Origin of the sequence: Azospirillum aestuarii, from assembly GCF_016632405.1 — a bacterium.
Taxonomy (GTDB): Bacteria; Pseudomonadota; Alphaproteobacteria; order Azospirillales; family Azospirillaceae; genus Azospirillum; species Azospirillum aestuarii.
This window is the reverse complement of the sequence record NZ_JAEPIV010000050.1, coordinates 1-19,416: the sequence shown is the minus strand read 5'-3', so window position 1 is coordinate 19,416 and position 19,416 is coordinate 1. Positions and strand designations below refer to the sequence as shown.

The window sequence follows — 19,416 nt, the reverse complement described above, 5'->3', positions numbered from 1 at the left end:
CAGCTGCCGAACCGGCCAGGGTTCTACGCGATCTGGCCTGCGTGGCAAACCCTGCAACAGAACCGGTGAGAAACTCGTCCGCAAACGACATAGAATACAACTGCCGCAGCGGCCAATAAGATTTACTCTTTAACAAGGACTCTTTGACAGGGCGCCGTCCACCCCTCGTCCTTCTTCTGCGGTTCATGGGTTCATATGCCGGAATTGCCACGGCGCGAAGCTCATTTCAGCACCATGTCTTCCATGAAGCCCATCGCAGTCCCTTGATCAGCCTCGGTTGGAGGGACAATGGCGATGAGGAGGTCGCCAGGGCATACCCGATGCGGTCTGCCGACCATACGGAGCATGACCATGATCCTTCAAACGCCCACAACCCCCGGCTCCACAAACCTTTGGAGCGCTGCAATGGGGTATTTCGTGCCGCCGCTGGTGATCCCGGTCGCCGTCGTGCTGGCGGTCGTGCTCTTCGGCTTGATTCATGGGCCCGTGGCCTGAAGCGGAGGAATTACCATGCTCAGGAATGTCGAGAGGGAAGCCTTCGAACGGTGCATTGCCCACGTCACGCTCCGCCCGGACGATTTCAGAATGAAGGACCGTGTCGAGGCTCATGTCGTCAGGGGCGGCACGGTCCAATTCCACAACATCACCGTGACCTATGTGCCGACCCGAACCTGCCGGGCCTATCGGTCGTCACTCCCCGCCGCCTGGTGCGCACCGTTCAGAAAGGATCTGGACGATGGGGTGTTCTACTGATCCAATGATCAGCTGGCGGTGGCTTCGAAGCTGGAGCTTCCGTGTCACTGCTGGCGTTCAAGCGTACCCTGGCGGCGGCCTTCGCTGTCCCGGACGATCAGTTCGCCCTCGGCGAAGCCACGTTCGACGCTGCCGATGTGGCGCCCGGCGTTGTCGCGCAACACGTGGCTTCCCTCGACATCCGCTTCAATACGCCCGACGGGCCGACCGCCACGGTCGCGAACGATACCAGTGGCATCGACGTGATTGCCGGGGTCGAAGAGGTGCGTGGGATTGCGCTCATCGGCTGCGGCGGAGGCGGCACCAATGGCAAACGCAAAAAGAAGAGCAATGATGGCGGGCTTCATGGTGTCCTCAAGAGCAACGTTCGAGCCACGGCCCTCCCTGATGTGGCGCTCCACCCCCCATCTTGCGAGGGTTCACGCCTGATCCCATACATTTTGCCCGCGGCCCGGCGCCCTCAGTTCTGATCGGCGTGAAGATCGATCACGTACCGCGCCAGACAGTCCGCCAGATACTCCGCCTCAGCGAAGGACAAACCACGCCGAACCGCCTCACCGGCCAGCTCGCCGTTCACCACCGTGGTGTCGATGACCATCCAGCCATCGAAATCAAAGCGAAGCCCATATTCTATCATCATCCAATGGACATGGAGACTCGCGACGGCACACGCGACGGCGCAGACGAACACCTGCCGTCAGTACGGCCATGCATCGCACCGACCGGTCGCCGAGCAACCACCATATCTGACGGAGCCGGGTCCCATCGCGGGATTCTCCCGTCCGGAACCGGACAAGGATCGTCATGCCGCACGAGACGACGTTCATCGCCACCATTGTCGTGGGCCTGGTTCTCGCCTTCCTCGGCGGCCTTCTCGCCAGCAAGCTCCGGCTGCCTCCCCTCGTCGGCTATCTGCTGGCCGGCGTCGCGGCCGGTCCCTTCACGCCCGGCTTCGTTGCCGACGAGGGGCTGGCATCCCAGCTTGCCGAGATCGGCGTCATCCTCCTCATGTTCGGTGTCGGACTCCATTTCTCGATCAAGGATCTGCTTGCCGTCCGCGCCATCGCGATCCCCGGTGCCCTCGGCCAGATCGTGATGGCGACGGCGCTCGGCGTCTGCGTCGCGCACATCTGGGGATGGACGTTCGGCGCGGGGCTGGTGTTCGGCTTGGCGCTCTCGGTCGCCAGCACCGTGGTGCTGCTGCGCGCCCTTGAGGAGCGCAACATCCTCGATTCGGTGAACGGACGGATCGCCGTCGGGTGGCTCATCGTCGAGGATCTCGCCATGGTGCTGGCGCTCGTGCTCTTGCCGGCCCTGGCGGGTGTGCTCGGCGGGACGCCGCACGGCGCGGCGGGCGAAACCGGCGGCGTCGCCTTGGCCGTGTCCCTGGCGCTGACGCTGGGCAAGGTCGGGGTGTTCCTGGCCCTCGTGCTGGTGGTCGGAACGCGCGCGGTCCCGTGGCTTCTGATGCAGGTCGCCCGGACCGGCTCGCGCGAGCTGTTCACGCTCTCGGTGCTCGCGACCGCGCTCGGCATCGCCTTCGGCTCGGCCGAGCTGTTCGGCGTCTCTTTCGCTCTTGGGGCCTTCTTCGCCGGCGTCGTCCTGAGCGAGAGCGACTTCAGCCATCAGGCTGCGGCCGACGCGTTGCCGCTTCAGGACGCCTTCGCGGTGCTGTTCTTCGTCTCGGTCGGCATGCTGTTCGACCCGATGATCCTGGTCCATGAGCCGTTCGCCGTGCTCGCCGTCGTCCTGGTCATCGTCCTCGGCAAAACGCTGGCGGCGTTCGGCATCGTGATGGCGTTCGGCTATCCGGCCTCGACCGCGCTCACCGTGTCGGCCAGTCTGGCACAGGTCGGCGAATTCTCGTTCATCCTGACCGGGCTTGGGGTGACGCTCGGGCTGCTGCCGCCGGAGGGACGCGACTTGATCCTCGCGGGCGCGCTGCTCTCGATCACGCTCAATCCGTTGGTGTTCGCCGGCCTCGACCGTCTCTCCGGCTGGCTGCGCCGGAGGCCGGGCATGCTGGGCCGTCTCGAACGCCAGAGGAACGACAGCCTGTCGGTGCTGCCTCCGGCCCACGAAGGCCCGCGGGACCATGCGGTCATCGTCGGTTACGGACGGGTCGGCAGCGTCGTCGGCAAGGGCTTGAAAAGCCAGAACCTGCCGATCGTGGTCATCGACCAGAACCGCCGGCGGGTCGAGGCGTTGCGCAAACGCGGCGTGCCGGCGGTCTACGGGGACGCGACGACGCCGGGCGTTCTGGAGGCCGCCGGCACCCGGCGGGCGCGGCTGATCGTCGTTGCCACACCTCAGGGCTACCAGACGCGGCGCGTCCTTGATCTCGCGCGCCGGATCAACCCCTCCATCGACACGGCGGTGCGGACCCACAGCGAGGCGGAGGTCGCTCACCTGGAAAGGCAAGGCGTGGGACTGGCGATCATGGGGGAGCGCGAACTCGCCTTCGGGCTGATGGACTATGCCCTGCGCAGTTTCGGCTCCTCGGATGACAAGGTGCGGGCCGTGGTCCAGGGGGTTCGCGTCGCGGGCGAGGGCGGCGTCTACGAGCGGCGGCACGGCGAGCCTTGGCGCGGGGCGCCGGAACTGCGCCAGCACCGCGACGAGGTCCAGCCACCCGATTGACGGACATCGAGGTGGAGGAAAATGTGGAGTTTTGAACGACTCAACCGCTGAGAAAACAAAGGCCGTTTCCCCTCATTCAAGAAGACGAACCATATAAAAAATCCCGGCCCCGAGATTTCTTTAAAAACCCATCATTCAACAAACCTCATCGGTGCGCCGCTGATTTTTTCCCACCTGGTCGCCATATACAGGAGCAGAACATAAAATTTCATGGGAGGTTGATATGCCGTTGCGCCCTGAATACACCCTGCACCAATCCGATTTGAACGAGTTCCTGTCCGCCCCGCTGTGGGACGAGGAGAACGGAAGCCGCCTCAGCGTTCTATCGGCGCTCGCGCGGCTCGGCATCGATCCCTGGGCCGAGGCGGCCCGCCTGGCGGCGCTGCCGAGGGACGCCGCGGCATCGGCGTTGGCCGTCATCCTCCGCCGGCTTCCGACGCAACAACCCGAAGCCCCGGATGCCGTCGCGACCGCGGATCGTCTGGTAAAGCTTCTGCCGGAAGGCGGGTCCGCCACGGCTCCGAACGGCGAAGTCGTCGACCGGAGCCGCCGCACGGGTGTCGTCAACCCTTGGCTTTTTCTTCTGCTCATGGCCGCTCTGGTCGCCTGGGGGATGATGAGCTTCTGGTCCTGACCACCCGTCCGCGCCCGCGGGGAAGCGTGGCGGGCTTACTTTTCCAGGACATAGGTTCCGGGCGCGTCGGCGAGCGCCGGGTGCGTTGCGCTGCCCAGCGCCGGCGGCTTTCCCTTTCGACCCGACCGTTCGGCCAGCCATGCCGTCCAGTCCGTCCACCAGCTGCCGCTGTGCGCGGTGGCCTTCCCGCGCCACGCCTGCGCGGTCGCGCCGGGTTCCCCCGTGCCGTTGGTCCAATAGGTGCCCTTGCCGCCGGGCGGGTTGATGATGCCGGCGATGTGCCCGCTGGACGCCAGCACGTAGCGCACCTTGCTCCCCTTGAGCAGCTGCGTGACGCGCCACGCTGAGTCCCAGGGCACGATGTGGTCCTTCTCCGCACCGACCGCGTAAACGTCCTGCGGGATGCGCCCGAGGTCGATGGCCTCGCCCTTGAGCCTGACCTTGCCCGGAGCGATCAGGTTGTTCTCGACGTAGGTGTTGCGCAGGTACCAGCTGTGCGCCGCCCGCGCCATGCGGGTGCCGTCGCTGTTCCAATACAGAAGATCGAAGGCTGGAGGCTTGTTGCCCATCAGGTAGTTGTTGACGACGTTCGACCAGATCAGGTCGTTGGAGCGCAGGAGGTTGAACATGTTGCTCATCTCCCGGCTGTCGAGATAGCCGCGCTCCATCATCTGCTGTTCAATGAAGTCCACCGCCGGTTCGCCCATGAACACCGCGGTGTCGCCGACATGGGAGAAATCCTGGAGCGACACCATGAAGGTGGCGGCGTTGAACCGGGTGTCGCCCTTCGCCGCCAGCCAGGCGAGCGTGATGGCGAGCAGCGTGCCGCCGATGCAGTAGCCCATCACATTGATGGAGCTGGCCCCGGTGATGTCGCGCACCACGTCGGTGGCCTCCAGCGGGCCGAGGTCCATGTAGTCGTCGAACCCCACGCCGTCCATCGAGGCGTCCGGGTTCTTCCACGAGATCACGAACACCGTGAAGCCCTGCTCGACCAGATGGCGCACCATCGAGTTCTTCGGCTGGAGGTCGAGGATGTAGTACTTGTTGATCCACGGCGGCAGAATGAGGAGCGGCACCGCATGCACCGCCCCGCCCGCCGGCTGGTACTGGATCAGCTCGATCAGCCGGTTGCGGTGGACGACCTTGCCGGGGGTGGTCGCCAGATTCCGCCCCGGCTCGAAGGCGGTGGTGTCCACCATGCTGAGGCGGCCCTCCCTCAGGTCCGAGAGCAGGTTGCGCGCCCCGTCCGCCAGGCTGACACCACCGGTTTCCAGCACCCGGCGCAAGGCGGCCGGGTTGGAGAACAGCAGAAGCGTCGGGCTCATGGCGTCGACGAACTGGCGGAGGTGGAAGGTCAGCCGCCGCCGTTCGGCATCGTCGAGGCCATCGGCACGCTCGCCTTGTTCCAGCAGCCAGTCGGAGGCCAGCAGGTACATCTCCTTGAGCGTGCGGTAGGCCGGGTTGGTGTGCCATTCCGGCGCGGCGAAGCGCTTGTCGCCATCTGGCGCCGAACCGGACCTGGACCCATCCGCCACCTTGCCGGCGGCCATGCCCCACCAGCGGCGGCCCGCGTCGTTCCAGGCCTCCATCGCGGACGTCCAGACGGCCGCCTGGACATCGGCGGCCTTGCGGACGGCCTTGTCCGGACGGCTGAGCGACAGCATCCACACGGTCCGGAGCGCGCGGGCGACTTCCGCCCAGTCGACCGGCACGATGGTGCGGAAGGGATTGGCGCTCCATAGGCCGTCGATGGACCGGAGCACCGGGTCGTTGGCCAGGACGTCGTTGAGCCGCCGGGTTCCGGCGTCCAGCCGTGCGCCGGTGAGATCGTTGGGCGAAACCTGCCACCAGGGCCTGACGGCTCCGCTCCAATCGCGGACGGCACCGACGTTGGCTTCCAGCCAGGATGTCCAGAGTCCCAGCGCCATGTCGGGGCTCATAGACAGCCGGTCGGGACCATCATCCGTACCGGATTCCCGCTTCGTGGCTTCGCCGTCTCCATGGGATTGGTGCCGGCGGCGATGCTCCGTTCCTCTGTCAGTGCCCATGGGAAATGCCCTTCTTTCGTTTGACCCTACGCCCGGTCCAACGCCCGATGAGACCCGTCACGGACTGGCGAGCATCCATGCCACCACGGCGGCGATGCCGATCAGCACGCCGCCCAACCCGGCCTCGCTGAGGCGGCCGTGCCGGTAAAGGGCGCCGGAAACCGCGATGACCGAGGCGGCGGCGATGAACAGGCCCGCCTGCGACTGGTTCATGGCCTCTCCCCCACCCCACACGTTTCACCCTTCCGAGCCGCCCGCCCGCCCCCATCTCCCGAGGGGTCGACCGTCCAAGGGGCATTCTCATGATCGCGCGTGCGCCCACATCCGTGGTGCTGAACGGGATTCTCGGCCAAGCGCCCGCGGAGCGTGTGACGCTGGACTGGCTCATCGGAAGGCTCGGCCGTCGTTCCTTCGGTGTCATCCTCCTTCTCCTGGCGCTCGTCGGCGTGCTTCCGGGCGTGTCGGCGATGGCCGGCGTGCTGCTCACGATCGTCGCGTTCCAAATGATGCTGGATCGTCCCGGCCCAGCCTTTCCCCGCCGCATCGCCACCCGCCATGTCGAAACCCGTCGGCTGGCCGCGATCATCGGCCGGACCGTCCCGGTGTTGCGCTACCTGGAACGCTTCATCCGCCCGCGCTGGGCCACCCCGTTCACGGCAACCAAGCGGGTGGTCGGCGGTGTCGTCCTGCTGCTCGGCGCGAGTCTTCTCATCCCCGTACCCTTGAGCAACCTTCCCCCGGCGCTGCTCATCGTCCTGATCGCCTTCGCCTATCTGGAGGAGGACGGCGCGCTGCTCTGCGTCGCGCTGGTCGGCACCCTCCTTCTGTCCGTGATCGCCGCGGGAGCGGCCTGGCAGGCGATGAGCGCGGCCGGTTGGCTGCCGAGCGTGCTGTAGGAGATCCCCGTTCCCGACCGGGCCGAAGGATCATCCCCAGGCATCATGCCCGCGGCGTTCCCTATGCGGTCGTCTCCGCCATGGCCGCGTCGGCCTGCTCGGCTCGTTCCAAGTCCAGGGGGTTGACCGTGACGGCCTGGGCGAGGGTCGTTCCGCCGGCGCGCGCCGGCAGCAGGATCACCGTCGCGACACGCCGATAGGCTGGGAAGGACAAGCCGTCAACCAGCTCCTCGTCGGTTTCAACAATGTAGTCTCCCGCCGGCTGCACGCCGTCGATCCCCTCCAATACGAAGGGGTGCGAGAAGGTCACCGTTCTGCGGCTGGTGCGTGTGAGCATCGGACGTCTCCTGGGGCTTGATCGGCATGGTGCGAAGGGGGAGGAGATGCGGGAGGCGACGAGGGCCAACCTTCCGACATGGCGGCGTTCCAAGACCCGTTGTCGTCCGCCCTGGCGCGCCGTTCGCCGGAGGGAACCGCCGGACGGCTCTCGCCCTTTGCAGCGCTGTCCGGAATCGCGGCCGATTTTTGGTCTTCATGCGCAATGTTATTAACCAAATCGTCAATCATCATGGCCTCCGATCCGCAGCGATGACATTTTCTCAAGTCGCTGCTTCAATGTTTTTCATATAAGCAACGCCGCGAAGTTTTGGTGGGATTGCGGAAGGAAATTCGGGATGTGCCGCTTTGTTTTTGCGGACAGTCTCGGAAACGCGGCAATTTTTCTGAAATTCGGCGACGGAAACGGTGACCGCAGCCGGGAGAAGTCGGCTTCCCCTCACCGGATTGTGCCGTCCCAAGGCGCCTGCTCCTTCGGGGAGCAGGCGTTCGCTGGCAACAAGTTGGCGCTTGGGGCCGGTGGCTTGGGGGTCAGCGCTTGGTGGCGGGGCGGTCACCGGTGGGCTTGACCTTCACGTCGGTGCGGCGCGCCGAGGCTTCCACGGTCTTGTCGTGCTCGGTCGCCTTCTTGGACAGCACGACCTCCTCGACCACGCGCGCCTCCTTGGTCACTTCCGGCGTCTCGGAGGTGGCCGTCATCTCGACGGTCTTCTCCTCGAACGCGGCGTCCGCCTCACGGGCGCCGAGAGTCCGGTCGACCTTGTGGCGCTCGACATCCACCTTTTCCTCGCGCAGCCGGACGGTCTCCTGAACCGGCGTCTCGGTCACCTCCGTCGTGACCCGCACCCCGCCCTTGCTGACGCGGCGCTTGCCGATCTCCACCTGCTCCTCGATCACGGGAACGGTCTCCTCCTCCACGTCCGTTCCCTTGTCCGCCTTTCCGCTGTCCGCCTTCGCCGGCTTCTTCGGCTGATGCGAGGAGGCTTCGGGCAGATCGATGGCGCCGTTCTCGTCAAGAATGGCTTCCGCGGCATCCGCGTCCTGATCGGCGATGTCGGCCGCCACCAGGGTGTGGCCCTCCTTGATTGCGGCGGCGTACCGCTGCGCGATGTCCTTGGTGAAGCCGTGGCCCACCAACTCCTGCGTCGCCTTGTCGGCGTTGCCGGCTCCGTCGAAGGTGTCGATGTCCTTCTCCCGGCAACCGGCCGCGACGAGGGCCTGGAAGGCCTTCTTGGCGGCTTGCGACTCCTTGTACAGTCCTACGACGATGGTGCTCATGATGGTCTCCGTTGAAGTCAGATGATGGCGAGGCCGGTCAGACCTCGGTGTCGGGCGGGGGTTGAACCCGTTCGATGATGATGTCCTGGCGGCGAACCTTGACCGTGTCGTCGAATCTGCGGGTGGCGGTATCGCGGGTGATGCGCACCTCCTCCACCAGCTTCAGCCGCAAGGTCACGGTCGCGACCTCCTCGACGACCGAGATGATGGTCGTGTCGCCTTCCTGGCGGTCGGCGATCGGGTGATCGACGAACCGGTCGCACGGCACCCGCTCGATCCGGATGGTCTGCACCGACAGGTCGGCTTCGACCGGTTGGTCATGCTCGTGGGTGACGGTGTGGGCCTGGAGCGTTTCCGTGACCCGGTTGCGCTTGCGGATGGTCACCTGCTCCTCGACCACCGGAAGTGTGTGCTGTTCGTTGATGGGCGCCTTCACGGGGGTCCTCCTGCCGCTGCGTGGGGTGGCATCGCCGTCCCCCGAACGATCGGCGGATGGTTGGACGGCTGCCGGGCGGGTCAGACCGAGCGCCGGTTCCGCTTGCGATCCGCGTCATCCGCCGTGAGGGCCGCCGTATGGGCCGGGGCCCGGGCGATGCGGCCGTTGGCGTCGAGGAAGGCTTGCAGTCCGCCAAGCAGGTAGCGGTTCCCGGCGAGCAGGACGTCGCTCGGGCTGCGCGCCCGGAGCATGTCGTTCATCATCTCGCTCTGGCGCTGGGCCGCTTGCTGCATGTACCGGACGATCTCGGAGCACGCCGCCTCATAGCGCGAGGTCATGACGTTGCCGAAATCCATGGCGGCCGTGAGGTTCTGTTCGGCAGGACGGGCGAGGTCCTGAACCGCGCGGCCGGCCAGTTCGCCACCGGCGGCGAATTGCTGGGCCGCCCGCTCGGTCGCCCGTTCGAAGGAGCCACGGCCGGCTTGTGCCGTCCTTCCTTCGAGGGGGCGGCCTTCGAAAGAGCGGGCCGGCTGGTCGTGGGGCTGTTTGGGTTCGGGCTTGCCGGACCTCGCAGTCCCCTCGTCGCTGGCGCTCCGGATGCTGTGGGTTTTGGGGCTTTCCGTCTTCGCGTCTGCCTCGTCGCTGGCGCTGCGGATCGTGTGAACCGGGGATGTGCCGTCGGCCATGTTGAACTCCAATGACTGATCGATGATTGATGTGGGGCCAGGGAGCGGGTGGGCTCGACCTGTTGTGTCATGCATCTATATTATGATGCGCTGCACAATAACAAGTGTTAGCAAAAGAAATAAACAGATCACGGCCATAAAATTTGATATTAGATAAAATATATAACAATAAATCATCTCAATGATTGAAGGGGAAATCGCGTCTGATATTTTTGTTTTCTGCATATCTCCTGAATATGGCGGGCAAGTGTGCGGATATTTTTTCTGTATTAAGCAGAAATGGGCTAGTCAAAAAGGAGGGAGCCCGCCGCGCGCTGCGATTTCGGGCTCCACGCCGTCGTCGACGGCGGTGGCCGGTCATACTTGCCGGTCGGTTTATCGAACGACGCGCTGGGTCACCCGCAACCGACGCTGCACGGCCAGGGAGCCGCCGACCGCCGCGGCAACGGCGCCGAGCAGCAGGACGGCAAAGCCGGCGAAGGAGGTCCGGGACGCCGCCGACGCACTGGCGTCCGCCGTGTCCTTGGCGGTCTGCACGGCCTTGTCGCGGGCCTGCTGCAGCTTGGCTTGACCGTCTTCGAAACGCTGGGCGGCTTCGTCGTGGCTGACCTTCATCTGGGCCGCCATGATGGTGATGATCCGCTCCTTGGCCGCCGCCGCCTCGCCGCCGCCGCCCGCATAGGTGACCAGTTCGGTCGCGATCACCTTCTGGGCGTCCTGCGGGCTCATCGTGGCCGGATCGGGGTTCGCCGGCTGCAGATACGCTTCAGCCTGTTGCCGAACCATGTCGGGGGATACTCCCGCCGCCTGGGCAAGCGGCTTGGCCGCGTCACCGAGTCCGCTGCCCGCCGCCGAGGTCACGCTGCCCAGGGCCGAGAAGCCGCCACCGATGATCCCGCCGATGGCCGAGGTCAGCAGCCAGAACGTCACGAGGGTGGTGATCCCCCAGGTGACCAAGCCGTGCAGCATCCCGTCGAACCGGATATCGACACCGGCCAGCCAAGCCGCGACATACCCGCCCGCGGCAATGGCGAGGCAACTGCTGATGACCCACCAGATGCCCGCTCCGATGCCAAGGCTGCTGGCGCTCGGGGTGCTTCCCGCGTTGGTTTCGACCGTGCCCAGGCCGATGCCGGCGCCCAGCAGGCTGAGCACGAGCTGGATGGCGAGGGCCAGGATCACGCCCCCGAAGATCGCCGCCCATGAGATGCGGCGGTGGATGTGCGAGTGCCCCTCTGTCGTGGTGGTGGTTTCGAGCACGCCCGATCCGCGGAGCGGCGGGGCGGCATAGGTGTCCGTTGACATTGCGGTCGCTCCGGAAGAGGGCGTTCGAGGTCCCTGACGGCGCCCCGAACGCAGGTTGGCAGGGGAGCAGGTTTCGGATCAGGTTTTGGCGACGGGCGGAACCGCCGGAATCTTCTCGATCTCGACATCCTCGCGGCGCACGGTGTCCCTCACCGTCTCGACGCGCTCCGTCGCGTCCTTGCGCAGCACCACCTCTTCGGTGACGCGGGCGGTCTTGCCGACGACGGCCTCCTCGTCCATCTCGGTCATCTCGACCGTCTTCTCGGTGAAGTCCACATCCCCGACCGGATGATCGCCGGTCACCGCGCGGCGCTCGACCGTCACCGTCTCGTCGCGCAGGCCGACCTGCTCCTCGACCGGCGTTTCGACGACGAAGCGGCGAACACGGGTCGTGCCGCGATTCACCGCACGCTTGCCAACCTGCAACTGCTCTTCGGACAGTTTGATGCTGCTGCCCTCGGTGCCGCCCTCATTGACCGCGGCCATTCCGGCGGCGCCTTCCCGTGTGGGGGTCACCGGTGCTGCCGTGACCGGTGACGTTGCGGTGCTCGTCGTCGTTCCCGACAGCCCGTAGGCGGACGCCCGCTCGTCGATGTCGGCCGGGCCGTGCCTCTCCAGGATTTCGCTCACCATCGTGGCGTGCTGCGCCGGAGTCCTGACGGTCACGACGGTCGAACCGCTGTCCAGGCTGCGGTCATAGACGGCGTCGTCATGATCCGGGTCGCCGCCGAACAGGCTGGCCCAGAAGCCCGTCTCCTGGGCGGGGGCCGCCGCGGCGGTTCCCGGTGCCTTGCGGGCGTGCCGGCTGATCGCATCCGCCGGAACGTTGGCCGCCTTGAGGTCACGCACGGCGGCATCGGCCTGGGCGTCCGTGTCGAAAATGGCGACGATGGTTTCGTCCGTCATGTCTGTCTCTCCTGGAGGGGGTTTGAGTGGGCTTGTTCTCTGAGCCGGCGCCCATCAGCCGGAGTCGTCGCGCCGATCCGGCGGAATGCGGCTGATGTCGGCGTCCTGGCGGCGCAGAGTCACCGTTTCCCGGTGACGCTCGGTGACGCGGACCCGCCGCATGTGGATTTCCTCGCGAAGGACGAGCCGGCGTTCGATGACGATGACGGCCTCCTCCTCCACGACCGGAATGATCGTGAGGTCACCGTCCTTGCGGATGGGCGGCACGCGATCGACCACGCGGCCTACGGCCACGCGCTCAATGGCGACCCGCTCATGGGTCAGCTCCTCGTCCACCAGCCGCTCGTTTTCGCGGGTGGTGACGGCGACCCGAACCGTATCGCCAACGGTGTCGCGGCGTGTGAACACCACGTCCTCGGCGTGCAGAGGCACCACCGGGTCGCGGGGCGGGGTTGGAGCGGACGACATGCAAAAGGCCTTGTCAAACGATGAGGAGGAAGTCTCGCGGAGGCTGGTACCGCCCTGACGCCGGAGTCCGTTGACGCCGGGGTCCGTTCGCACCACGGCGAACCGGTCGACAGCCGCATGAGAAGGAACAGCCTCCGATCCGGGAAGTTGGCCGCTCCGGCGAATCCAATTCCGGTGAGCGGCTATGCACATCCGCACCGATGCCGACCGTGGTGAAAACAGGTTGTTTCCCGTACTACCGGTTCGCCTTCCCACTTGACGATCGATCCACCCCTTCGGGAGACAGTGCCTGGGCAAGATTTCGAACGTGGCCGCCGATGTGGGTCAGGACGGTTCTGATCCGGGGCGTATGGCGGTTGTCGCGGTGCACGACGAGCCAGATCGCGACGCCTGGAGGCGGCGATGGCGGCGTCAGGCGCCTCAGGCCGTTTTCCCGATCGGCGCGGAACCGCGCCAGACAGGCCAGCCCACCGCCCTGCGCGGCGGCCAGCACCGCGGCCTCGTGGCTGTTGGTCAACATCGCGACACGGGCGCGGGGGGCCAGATCGGCCAGCCAGTTGGTCTGCGCCGCCTCCTGGATGTCGTCGGTCTGGGTGATCAGGTGATGCCCCGGACAACCGGCCTGATAGTCCGGCTCACCCTGGCGATCCAGGTAGGCCGGCCCCGCGTAGAGGCCGAAGTCCAGGCTGCCGATCTTCCGGACGATCAGGTCGTGCTGTTCCGAGCGGGTCAGGCGGACGGCGATGTCCGCTTCGCGCATGGCGAGGCTGAGTTCGCGGGGGCTGGAGATCAGCTCGACCATCATCTCGGGATGGTCCGCGTGCAGCGCCGCGACGCAGGGCGCCAGGATCTGGGTGGCGACGGTTTCGGCGCAGGTGACGCGGACCAGACCGGCCAGACGGGTGTCGCGTCCCCCGACGTTGCGTTCCAGGGTGAGCGCCTCCGCTTCGAGCCGCTCCGCCTGGACACGGACCTCCTCGCCGGCCAGCGTCGGCAGATACCCGTCCGGTGTGCGGTTCAGCAGCCGGACGCCGAGGCTCGCTTCCAGCGAGGCCAGCCGGCGGCCGACCGTCGATTGGGCGACCCGCAGGTCCCGTGCCGCCGCCGAAAGGCTGCCGGTGCGCGCCAGGGCCAGAAAGAACCTCAGGTCGTCCCAGTCGAGCATGGACCCACCGCCAAGCGTGTTCGCCGTCCTTCTTGCCGGTGTCGGCCGCGCGACGCGGCGAGGGGAACCCCTTGCCGTGATCGGCCCGGCATTCTCGGGCCGGGGCGGTTCACCGGACAACCGCATCAACCGCTCGGCGGGCCATCCGGCACCGGTCGGGATAACGCGCTCCCTGTTCGCCTGTCTTCCGGCACCCGGCGCGACGAGAAGACCGGCGCAACGAGAAGAAAGGACGCTGCGATGCCCAAGCCACCCTCCAGGATCGACGAGGAAAAAAGATATCCGGGCGCTGTTCGGACCCTGCGGTGCCGGACCGTCGCCGAGGATCGCTTCCAGCAACGGAACCACATCCGCGATCTTCCGGACGGTTCACCGGACGGAGGCGGCGGCACCCCGACCCCCTCGGAGGTGCTGTTGGCAGCCCTCGGCTCCTGTCTGTCCGCAGGAATTCACGCCGACGCCGTCGCGCGCCACATCCCGGTGCACCGGCTGGAACTGGTGGTGGAGGCGGAGATCGACAGCACGGCCGGATGGACCCTTGGCAACGCCGAACCGGGGCCGATCGGCTTCGAGGCGATCCGCGTGACCGTCCACCTGGACGCCGATGCCCCGCGCGACGTGCTGGCCGCTCTGGTCAGGCACGCGACGCTGTGGTCGCCGGTCGCCAACACCCTGCACAATCCCGTTCATCTGGACGTCGCCCTGGCCGACAGCGCCCCAGACACGCTTCCGGCCTGAACTTTGGACCTGAACGTCGGGCCTTGAACTCCCGGAGCCGTCAGGGTGCGGCGTCGCCGTCCGCAGCGTCGCCCGCCAACGCATTCCGCACGGCCGCCGCGAGGTCCGGCGGGGCGATCGGCTTGTGCAGCAGAAAAAAGCCGCTGCGGCTGGCCTCCCGGATGCGTTCCGGCGAGGTGTCGCCGGTCAGGATGATGCCCGGCACGGCGAGTCCGAAGGCGTCCCTCAAATGCCTTATGGCATCCGCCCCGGTTTCCACACCGGCGAGACGGTAGTCGGCGATGACCAGAGCGGGCGGGCGCTGCCGGGTGAAGAGCATCGATGCCGCCGCCTGATCCACCGCGCCGAACACGTCGAACTCATACCGTTCCAGATACTGCCGGATGCTGTCGAGCACCACGGGGTCGTCGTCGATCACCAGCACACGCCGCCCGGCACCGTCAAGCGGCGGTTCGGTGGCGGCCTCCTCCACCGCTTCGGCGTCATCGGCGAGGGGAACGACGATTTCGAAGACCGATCCCCGCCCCGGAACCGACCGAACGCCGATCGGGTGGTGAAGCAGGAGGGCGAGGCGGTCCACGATCGACAGGCCGAGGCCAAGCCCCTGGCGGCGGTCGCGGCCGAGATTGCCGACCTGATGGAACTCCTCGAAGATCGCCTTGAGCTGCCCTTCGGGGATTCCCCGCCCGGTGTCCCAGACCTGGATGCGCACCGCACCGCCGGCACGGCGGCATCCGATGAGGATGCGCCCACGGTCCGTGTACTTCACGGCGTTGGCGAGGAGGTTCTGGAGGATGCGGCCCAGCAGCTTCGGGTCGCTGCGGACGGTGACGCCGGTGTCGACCGAACGCAGCGTCAGCCCCGCGGCGTCGGCGAGCGGCCCGAACTCCTCGACCAGCCGGCCGATCAGCGTGCACAGCCGGAACGGCTTCGCCTGGACGTCGACCACGCCGGCGTCCAGACGCGACACGTGCAGGATCTCCTCCAGCATCAGGTGAAGGGCGGTCAAGGTGTTGCCCAGGCTGGTCAGCAGCCGCGCCGAGGCCGGCGGGAGATCCTGGCCGGACAGCAGGTGGTGGAACAGCACCGCGGCCTGCACGGGCTGGCGCAGATCGTGGCTGGCGGCGGCCAGGAAACGGGTCTTGCCGGCGCTCGCCTGCTCCGCCACCGCCTTGGCGGCGTCCAGCGCCTGCCGGGCGCGGTTGCGTCCGGTGACGTCCTCGATGCCCAGCAGGATGAGCGGACGCTCCGAACGGCTCAGCGGGCGGGCGTTGATCTCCAGCGCGCGCGGCCCCTCGGCGTCGTTCCCGGCGGTGATCTCCAGCGCCTCGATGGTGGAGCCGTCGGCCATCATCGCCTTCAGGCGCCTTTCCAGCGCGGCGTCCCGGAACAGCCCGTTGGCCAACGCGCCCATCGGATGCCCCAGCGTCGCCTCCGGCGTGGTGGCGAACATGCGGTAGTAAGCCTGGCTGGCGGCCGCCACCGTCAGACCGGCGTCGAGCACCAGCAGCGCCTCGCGCACGGTGTCGACGATGGATTCGGCGAAGTCGCGGGCGGTCCGCACCGCGTCCTGGATGGCCGCCCGCTCCATGGCGAGGCCCAGGATGGTGGCGACGGCCTGCACGAACTCCACGTCGTCGTCGCCGAACCGGTTCGGCTGGCGGCTGTACAGCGCCAGGACGGCCGGCACCGTCGCGCCGTCGTCGCCGAAGGCGACGCCGATGCCGCTGGCGATTCCGGGGGCGGGGGGACCGCCGGACACCCGCCGGTCGGTGGCGAAATCGCCGACGACGAGAGGCTGCCTGGACCGCAGGATCTGGCCGAGGTGCGACGAGGGATCGCCCGGCACCTCCCCGCGGGGCGCGGTCCCGGACGGGTCCCAGCCGCAGCCCTCCAGCATCCTCAACGTCCCGCCCTCCCCCGAGGGGACGAAGATGCCGACGCTGTCGGCGCCGAACGTTCCGGCGATCAGGCTGGAGGCCGCCTGCAAAAGGGCGCCCATGGCCTCGTCACCCAACGCCTTGCGGCCCAGGTCGGCGACCAGCTTCTGCTGCCGGACCCGCCCGGCGAGGACGGCGGCAGTGCGCTTCAGCGCCGTGACGTCGCTGAAGGTGATGACCGTCCCCTCGATCCGGTTGTCCTGCGTGCGGTAGGGATGGACCCGGCGCAGCAGCGTGTTGCCGCTCTCGGTCCGCACCTCGCGCTCCAGGGGCGACAGGGTGTCGAGGACCTTGCGGACATCGTCCATCAGATCCGGATCGTTGAAATGGCGCGACACGTCGGTGATCGGCCGTCCGATGTCCGTCGGGATGAGCGAGAACAGGCGCGTCGCTGGGGCCGTGAAGCGCTTGATCCGCAGATCGGGCGACAGGAACAGCGTGGCGATGTCGGTGCTGGTCAGCAGGTTGGTCAGGTCGTTGGTCGCCGATTCCAGCTCGTCGACCTTCTCGTGGAGCTGGCTGTTGAGCGTGCCGAGTTCCTCGTTCAGCGACTGAAGCTCCTCCTTCGAGGTCTCCATCTCCTCGTTGGAGGATTGCAGCTCCTCGTTGATCGACAGGATCTCCTCGTTGGCCACGCGCAGGGCCTCGTTCGACGCCTCCAACTCCAGAATGGTGGCGCTCAGGTCCTCGCGGGTCACCCTCAGCTCATGTTCGAGCTGCTCGACGACGGAGGCTTCGACGGACGCCTGCAGGTCGTCGGAGGCTCCGCCGCCGGCCGGGGATGCCGGCTCCATGGCCGTGTCCCGGACGAAGGTGACCAGCAGCAGGTCCTCCCGCGCCTGCGGCGGGCGGACCGGGGCCACGGTGACGGTGAGCAGGGACAGGACGCCGCCCCGCGTCTGCCGGACCCCGTTGAGGGTCACCCGCTGCCCTGACTCCAGGGCGCGCTTCACGGCGCCGCGCACCTTCAGGCGCAGGTCGCCGCGCATCATGGCCATCAGGTCCTGCGGCATCTCCCCGGTTGGCAGGTCGAGGAAATCGCTGGTCGGGCCGTACAGGTAGAGGATGCGGTGCTGCTGGTCGATCAGCACGGCCGCGGGCGCATAGGCGAGCAGCAGCGCGTGCCGGGTGATCTCGGCCGGGCTGACCCGCGCCGTGACGGGCGGCACCGGGATCGTCCCCAACGACACGCCGACGGGTCTCGGCAGGGCCGGGCTGTACCGGCGGCCGTTGCCGAGCTTGCGGTACAGGCGCCATTTCTTGGACAGCGGCGCGAACAGCTCCGTGCGGGGACCGATGGTCTCGGCCGATCCCAGGAACAGGCCGCCGCCGTCGTCCAGGCCGAAATGAAACAGGTCGAGGATCGACCGCTGGACCTTCGGGTCGATGTAGATCAGGACGTTGCGGCAACTGATGAGGTCGAGATTGGAAAAGGGCGGATCGCTGATCATGTTCTGAACGGCGAAGGTGACCGTTTCCCGCAGCGTCCGGTTGACCTTGTAACCGGCATCGACGCGGGTGAAGAAGCGGGCCAGCCGTTCCGCCGAGACATCGACCGCGATGGTTTCCGGGTAGACGCCGGTTCGTGCGACGTCCAGCGCGTGCACGTCGATGTCGGTGCCGAACACCTTGACGTCGCAGGATCGGTTCGCCGCCGCGCAGGCTTCCATCAGAAGCATGGCGATGGAGTAGACCTCCTCGCCGGTGGCGCAGCCGGGGACCCAGACCCGGATCGGCCGGTCGGAGCCGCGGCTTCGCACCAATGGGCCGAGAATGACCTCGTTGAGGACGTCGAAGGCTTCCGGATCGCGGAAGAAGCGGGTCACGCTGATCAGGATGTCGCGCGACAACTGCTCGACCTCGCCGGGATGGGTTCCCAGGAACTCGCGATAGTGGCGCATGGTGTCGACCTGGTGGATGCCCATGCGCCGTTCGATGCGCCGCACCAGCGTGCGCGTCTTGTAGGCCCGGTAGTCGTGGCGGCTCCGCGCCCGCATCAGTTCGAGAATGTGGTCGAAGTCCTCCCCGTCGGATTGGGGGACGCCGGGTCGGGAATCATCGTCGTCCCCGCCGCCACCGTGGACGTAGGGCTGGCGGACGTAGCGGAGCAGCGCCTCGGCCATCCGCTCCGGAGGCAGCACGTAATCGGCCAGACCGGTCGCGATCGCGCTGCTCGGCATGCCCTCGAACGCCGCCGTCGCGGGGTCCTGGACGACGACCAGCCCGCCGCACTCCTTGACCGCCTTCAACCCGGTCGTGCCGTCGGCCCCCGACCCGGACAGCACGACGCAGATGGCACCCTGCGCCCACTCGGAGGCCAGGGACCGGAAAAAGACGTCGATCGGCAGTGCGGCCCCTTCGTTCGCCGCCGTGCCGAGGGCGAAGCGTCCCCGTGTCATGGACAGCATCCGGCCCGCCGGGGCGACGTAGATGTGGTCCGCCTCGACCGGCATTCCGTCTTCGGCCGTGCGGACCGGCAACGGCGTGGCCTTCTCCAGCAGATCGACCATCAACCGTTCGTTGTTCGGCGTGCGGTGCTGAAGGACCACCAGGGCAAGCCCGCTCGCCTCCGGGACAGCCTGCAGCAAGGCGGTGATGGCTTTCAACCCGCCGGCCGACGCGCCGATCCCGACGACGGCGACCGGGCCGCCCGAACGCTTGGCGGACATCCGTTTCCCGGGATCGGATTGCGCGTCGCTCTGGTCGGTGGTGTCGCTGGGAGCGGTCATCATGCCCTCAAGTCCGCCGAACGGGACCCGCGCCCCAAGACCTCGGCATTGTGCGTTTCCAGCTTGCGATTCGAACGGCGCATCGATCGGCTGTCGGTATCCAAGCCGGCGGGCGCCATCGACAAACGGGTCAAAGAGCCGGCATCGCAGGGACCGTAGAATTCAGCGCGCCTTCGCTAGGAAAGTCAACAAGCGCACGTCGTGATTCAATGTCAGTGTTCGACTTCCATGGGAATAATTTCTTGATCCACGAAGTATCGCCGAGACGTCCACTGGTTGCGAAGATTCCCAGGAGCGTCCCCACACCGACGTGAAGTTTTTCATGAACCGGAAAGGCGATTACCGGCCCTGGCCTCGATGGACACTTGGCATGCCGCCGTTGCGGTTCTGCTGCAGGGTTTGCCACGCAGGCCAGATCGCGTAGAACCCTGGCCGGTTCGGCAGCTGGGGTGACG

19 protein-coding genes are annotated in these 19,416 nt (G+C 67.0%); 6 read left to right on the top strand and 13 right to left on the bottom strand.

What is annotated here, in order from left to right:
* Positions 1–345 precede the first annotated feature (345 nt).
* A complete protein-coding gene (locus JJL56_RS31290; protein WP_200487712.1) occupies positions 346–495 on the top strand; it encodes a hypothetical protein in 150 nt (49 codons plus the stop codon).
* A 15-nt stretch (positions 496–510) separates the two neighbouring features.
* Complete coding sequence (locus tag JJL56_RS31285; RefSeq protein WP_200487711.1) at positions 511–753, top strand: hypothetical protein; 243 nt, start codon at positions 511–513, stop codon at positions 751–753.
* A 44-nt stretch (positions 754–797) separates the two neighbouring features.
* Here JJL56_RS31285 and JJL56_RS31280 read toward each other — a convergent pair whose 3' ends face one another.
* Positions 798–1,100: a hypothetical protein gene (locus JJL56_RS31280; RefSeq protein WP_200487710.1), complete on the bottom strand. Its 303-nt coding sequence runs from the start codon at positions 1,098–1,100 to the stop codon at positions 798–800.
* A 113-nt stretch (positions 1,101–1,213) separates the two neighbouring features.
* Positions 1,214–1,351 carry a hypothetical protein gene (locus JJL56_RS31275; protein ID WP_200487709.1) on the bottom strand — a complete coding sequence of 46 codons (138 nt, stop codon included), beginning with the start codon at positions 1,349–1,351 and terminating at the stop codon, positions 1,214–1,216.
* Positions 1,352–1,557: 206 nt separating this feature from the next.
* On the opposite strand from JJL56_RS31275, the gene JJL56_RS31270 reads away from it, so the two are divergent.
* Both JJL56_RS31270 and JJL56_RS31265 read left to right on the top strand, forming a co-directional pair.
* Positions 1,558–3,393 (top strand): cation:proton antiporter domain-containing protein, encoded by a 1,836-nt coding sequence (locus tag JJL56_RS31270; protein WP_200487708.1) that lies wholly within the window; start codon positions 1,558–1,560, stop codon positions 3,391–3,393.
* Between the two features lie 223 nt (positions 3,394–3,616).
* Positions 3,617–4,027: a hypothetical protein gene (locus JJL56_RS31265; protein WP_200487707.1), complete on the top strand. Its 411-nt coding sequence runs from the start codon at positions 3,617–3,619 to the stop codon at positions 4,025–4,027.
* Positions 4,028–4,062: 35 nt separating this feature from the next.
* Here JJL56_RS31265 and JJL56_RS31260 read toward each other — a convergent pair whose 3' ends face one another.
* Complete coding sequence (locus JJL56_RS31260) at positions 4,063–5,958, bottom strand: PHA/PHB synthase family protein (RefSeq protein WP_200487706.1); 1,896 nt, start codon at positions 5,956–5,958, stop codon at positions 4,063–4,065.
* 177 nt (positions 5,959–6,135) lie between these two features.
* Complete coding sequence (locus tag JJL56_RS31255; protein WP_200487705.1) at positions 6,136–6,291, bottom strand: hypothetical protein; 156 nt, start codon at positions 6,289–6,291, stop codon at positions 6,136–6,138.
* Between the two features lie 89 nt (positions 6,292–6,380).
* On the opposite strand from JJL56_RS31255, the gene JJL56_RS31250 reads away from it, so the two are divergent.
* A complete protein-coding gene (locus tag JJL56_RS31250; protein ID WP_200487704.1) occupies positions 6,381–6,974 on the top strand; it encodes an exopolysaccharide biosynthesis protein in 594 nt (197 codons plus the stop codon).
* Between the two features lie 61 nt (positions 6,975–7,035).
* Here the strand turns inward: JJL56_RS31250 and JJL56_RS31245 are convergent, their stop codons facing one another.
* From JJL56_RS31245 to JJL56_RS31210, 8 genes are all read right to left on the bottom strand, one after another.
* Positions 7,036–7,311, bottom strand: coding sequence for a hypothetical protein (locus JJL56_RS31245; protein ID WP_200487703.1), 276 nt, complete (start codon positions 7,309–7,311; stop codon positions 7,036–7,038).
* A gap of 530 nt (positions 7,312–7,841) precedes the next feature.
* Positions 7,842–8,588, bottom strand: a complete 747-nt coding sequence (locus JJL56_RS31240; protein ID WP_200487702.1) for a YsnF/AvaK domain-containing protein — start codon at positions 8,586–8,588, stop codon at positions 7,842–7,844.
* A 37-nt stretch (positions 8,589–8,625) separates the two neighbouring features.
* Complete coding sequence (locus JJL56_RS31235) at positions 8,626–9,024, bottom strand: DUF2382 domain-containing protein (RefSeq protein ID WP_200487701.1); 399 nt, start codon at positions 9,022–9,024, stop codon at positions 8,626–8,628.
* 80 nt (positions 9,025–9,104) lie between these two features.
* Positions 9,105–9,710: a phasin family protein gene (locus JJL56_RS31230; RefSeq protein ID WP_200487700.1), complete on the bottom strand. Its 606-nt coding sequence runs from the start codon at positions 9,708–9,710 to the stop codon at positions 9,105–9,107.
* Positions 9,711–10,085: 375 nt separating this feature from the next.
* The gene (locus JJL56_RS31225; protein ID WP_200487699.1) at positions 10,086–11,015 is read right to left on the bottom strand and encodes a hypothetical protein; all 930 of its coding nucleotides are present in this window, start codon (positions 11,013–11,015) and stop codon (positions 10,086–10,088) included.
* Positions 11,016–11,093: 78 nt separating this feature from the next.
* Positions 11,094–11,921: a YsnF/AvaK domain-containing protein gene (locus JJL56_RS31220; protein ID WP_200487698.1), complete on the bottom strand. Its 828-nt coding sequence runs from the start codon at positions 11,919–11,921 to the stop codon at positions 11,094–11,096.
* Between the two features lie 54 nt (positions 11,922–11,975).
* Positions 11,976–12,389 carry a DUF2382 domain-containing protein gene (locus JJL56_RS31215; RefSeq protein WP_200487697.1) on the bottom strand — a complete coding sequence of 138 codons (414 nt, stop codon included), beginning with the start codon at positions 12,387–12,389 and terminating at the stop codon, positions 11,976–11,978.
* Positions 12,390–12,624: 235 nt separating this feature from the next.
* Entirely contained in the window at positions 12,625–13,554 is a 930-nt protein-coding gene (locus JJL56_RS31210) for a LysR family transcriptional regulator (protein ID WP_200487696.1), read from the bottom strand.
* 240 nt (positions 13,555–13,794) lie between these two features.
* On the opposite strand from JJL56_RS31210, the gene JJL56_RS31205 reads away from it, so the two are divergent.
* Complete coding sequence (locus JJL56_RS31205) at positions 13,795–14,292, top strand: OsmC family protein (RefSeq protein ID WP_200487695.1); 498 nt, start codon at positions 13,795–13,797, stop codon at positions 14,290–14,292.
* Positions 14,293–14,332: 40 nt separating this feature from the next.
* Here the strand turns inward: JJL56_RS31205 and JJL56_RS31200 are convergent, their stop codons facing one another.
* On the bottom strand, positions 14,333–18,964 hold the full coding sequence (locus tag JJL56_RS31200; protein ID WP_200487694.1) for a chemotaxis protein CheB: 4,632 nt from the start codon (positions 18,962–18,964) through the stop codon (positions 14,333–14,335).
* Positions 18,965–19,416 lie beyond the last annotated feature (452 nt).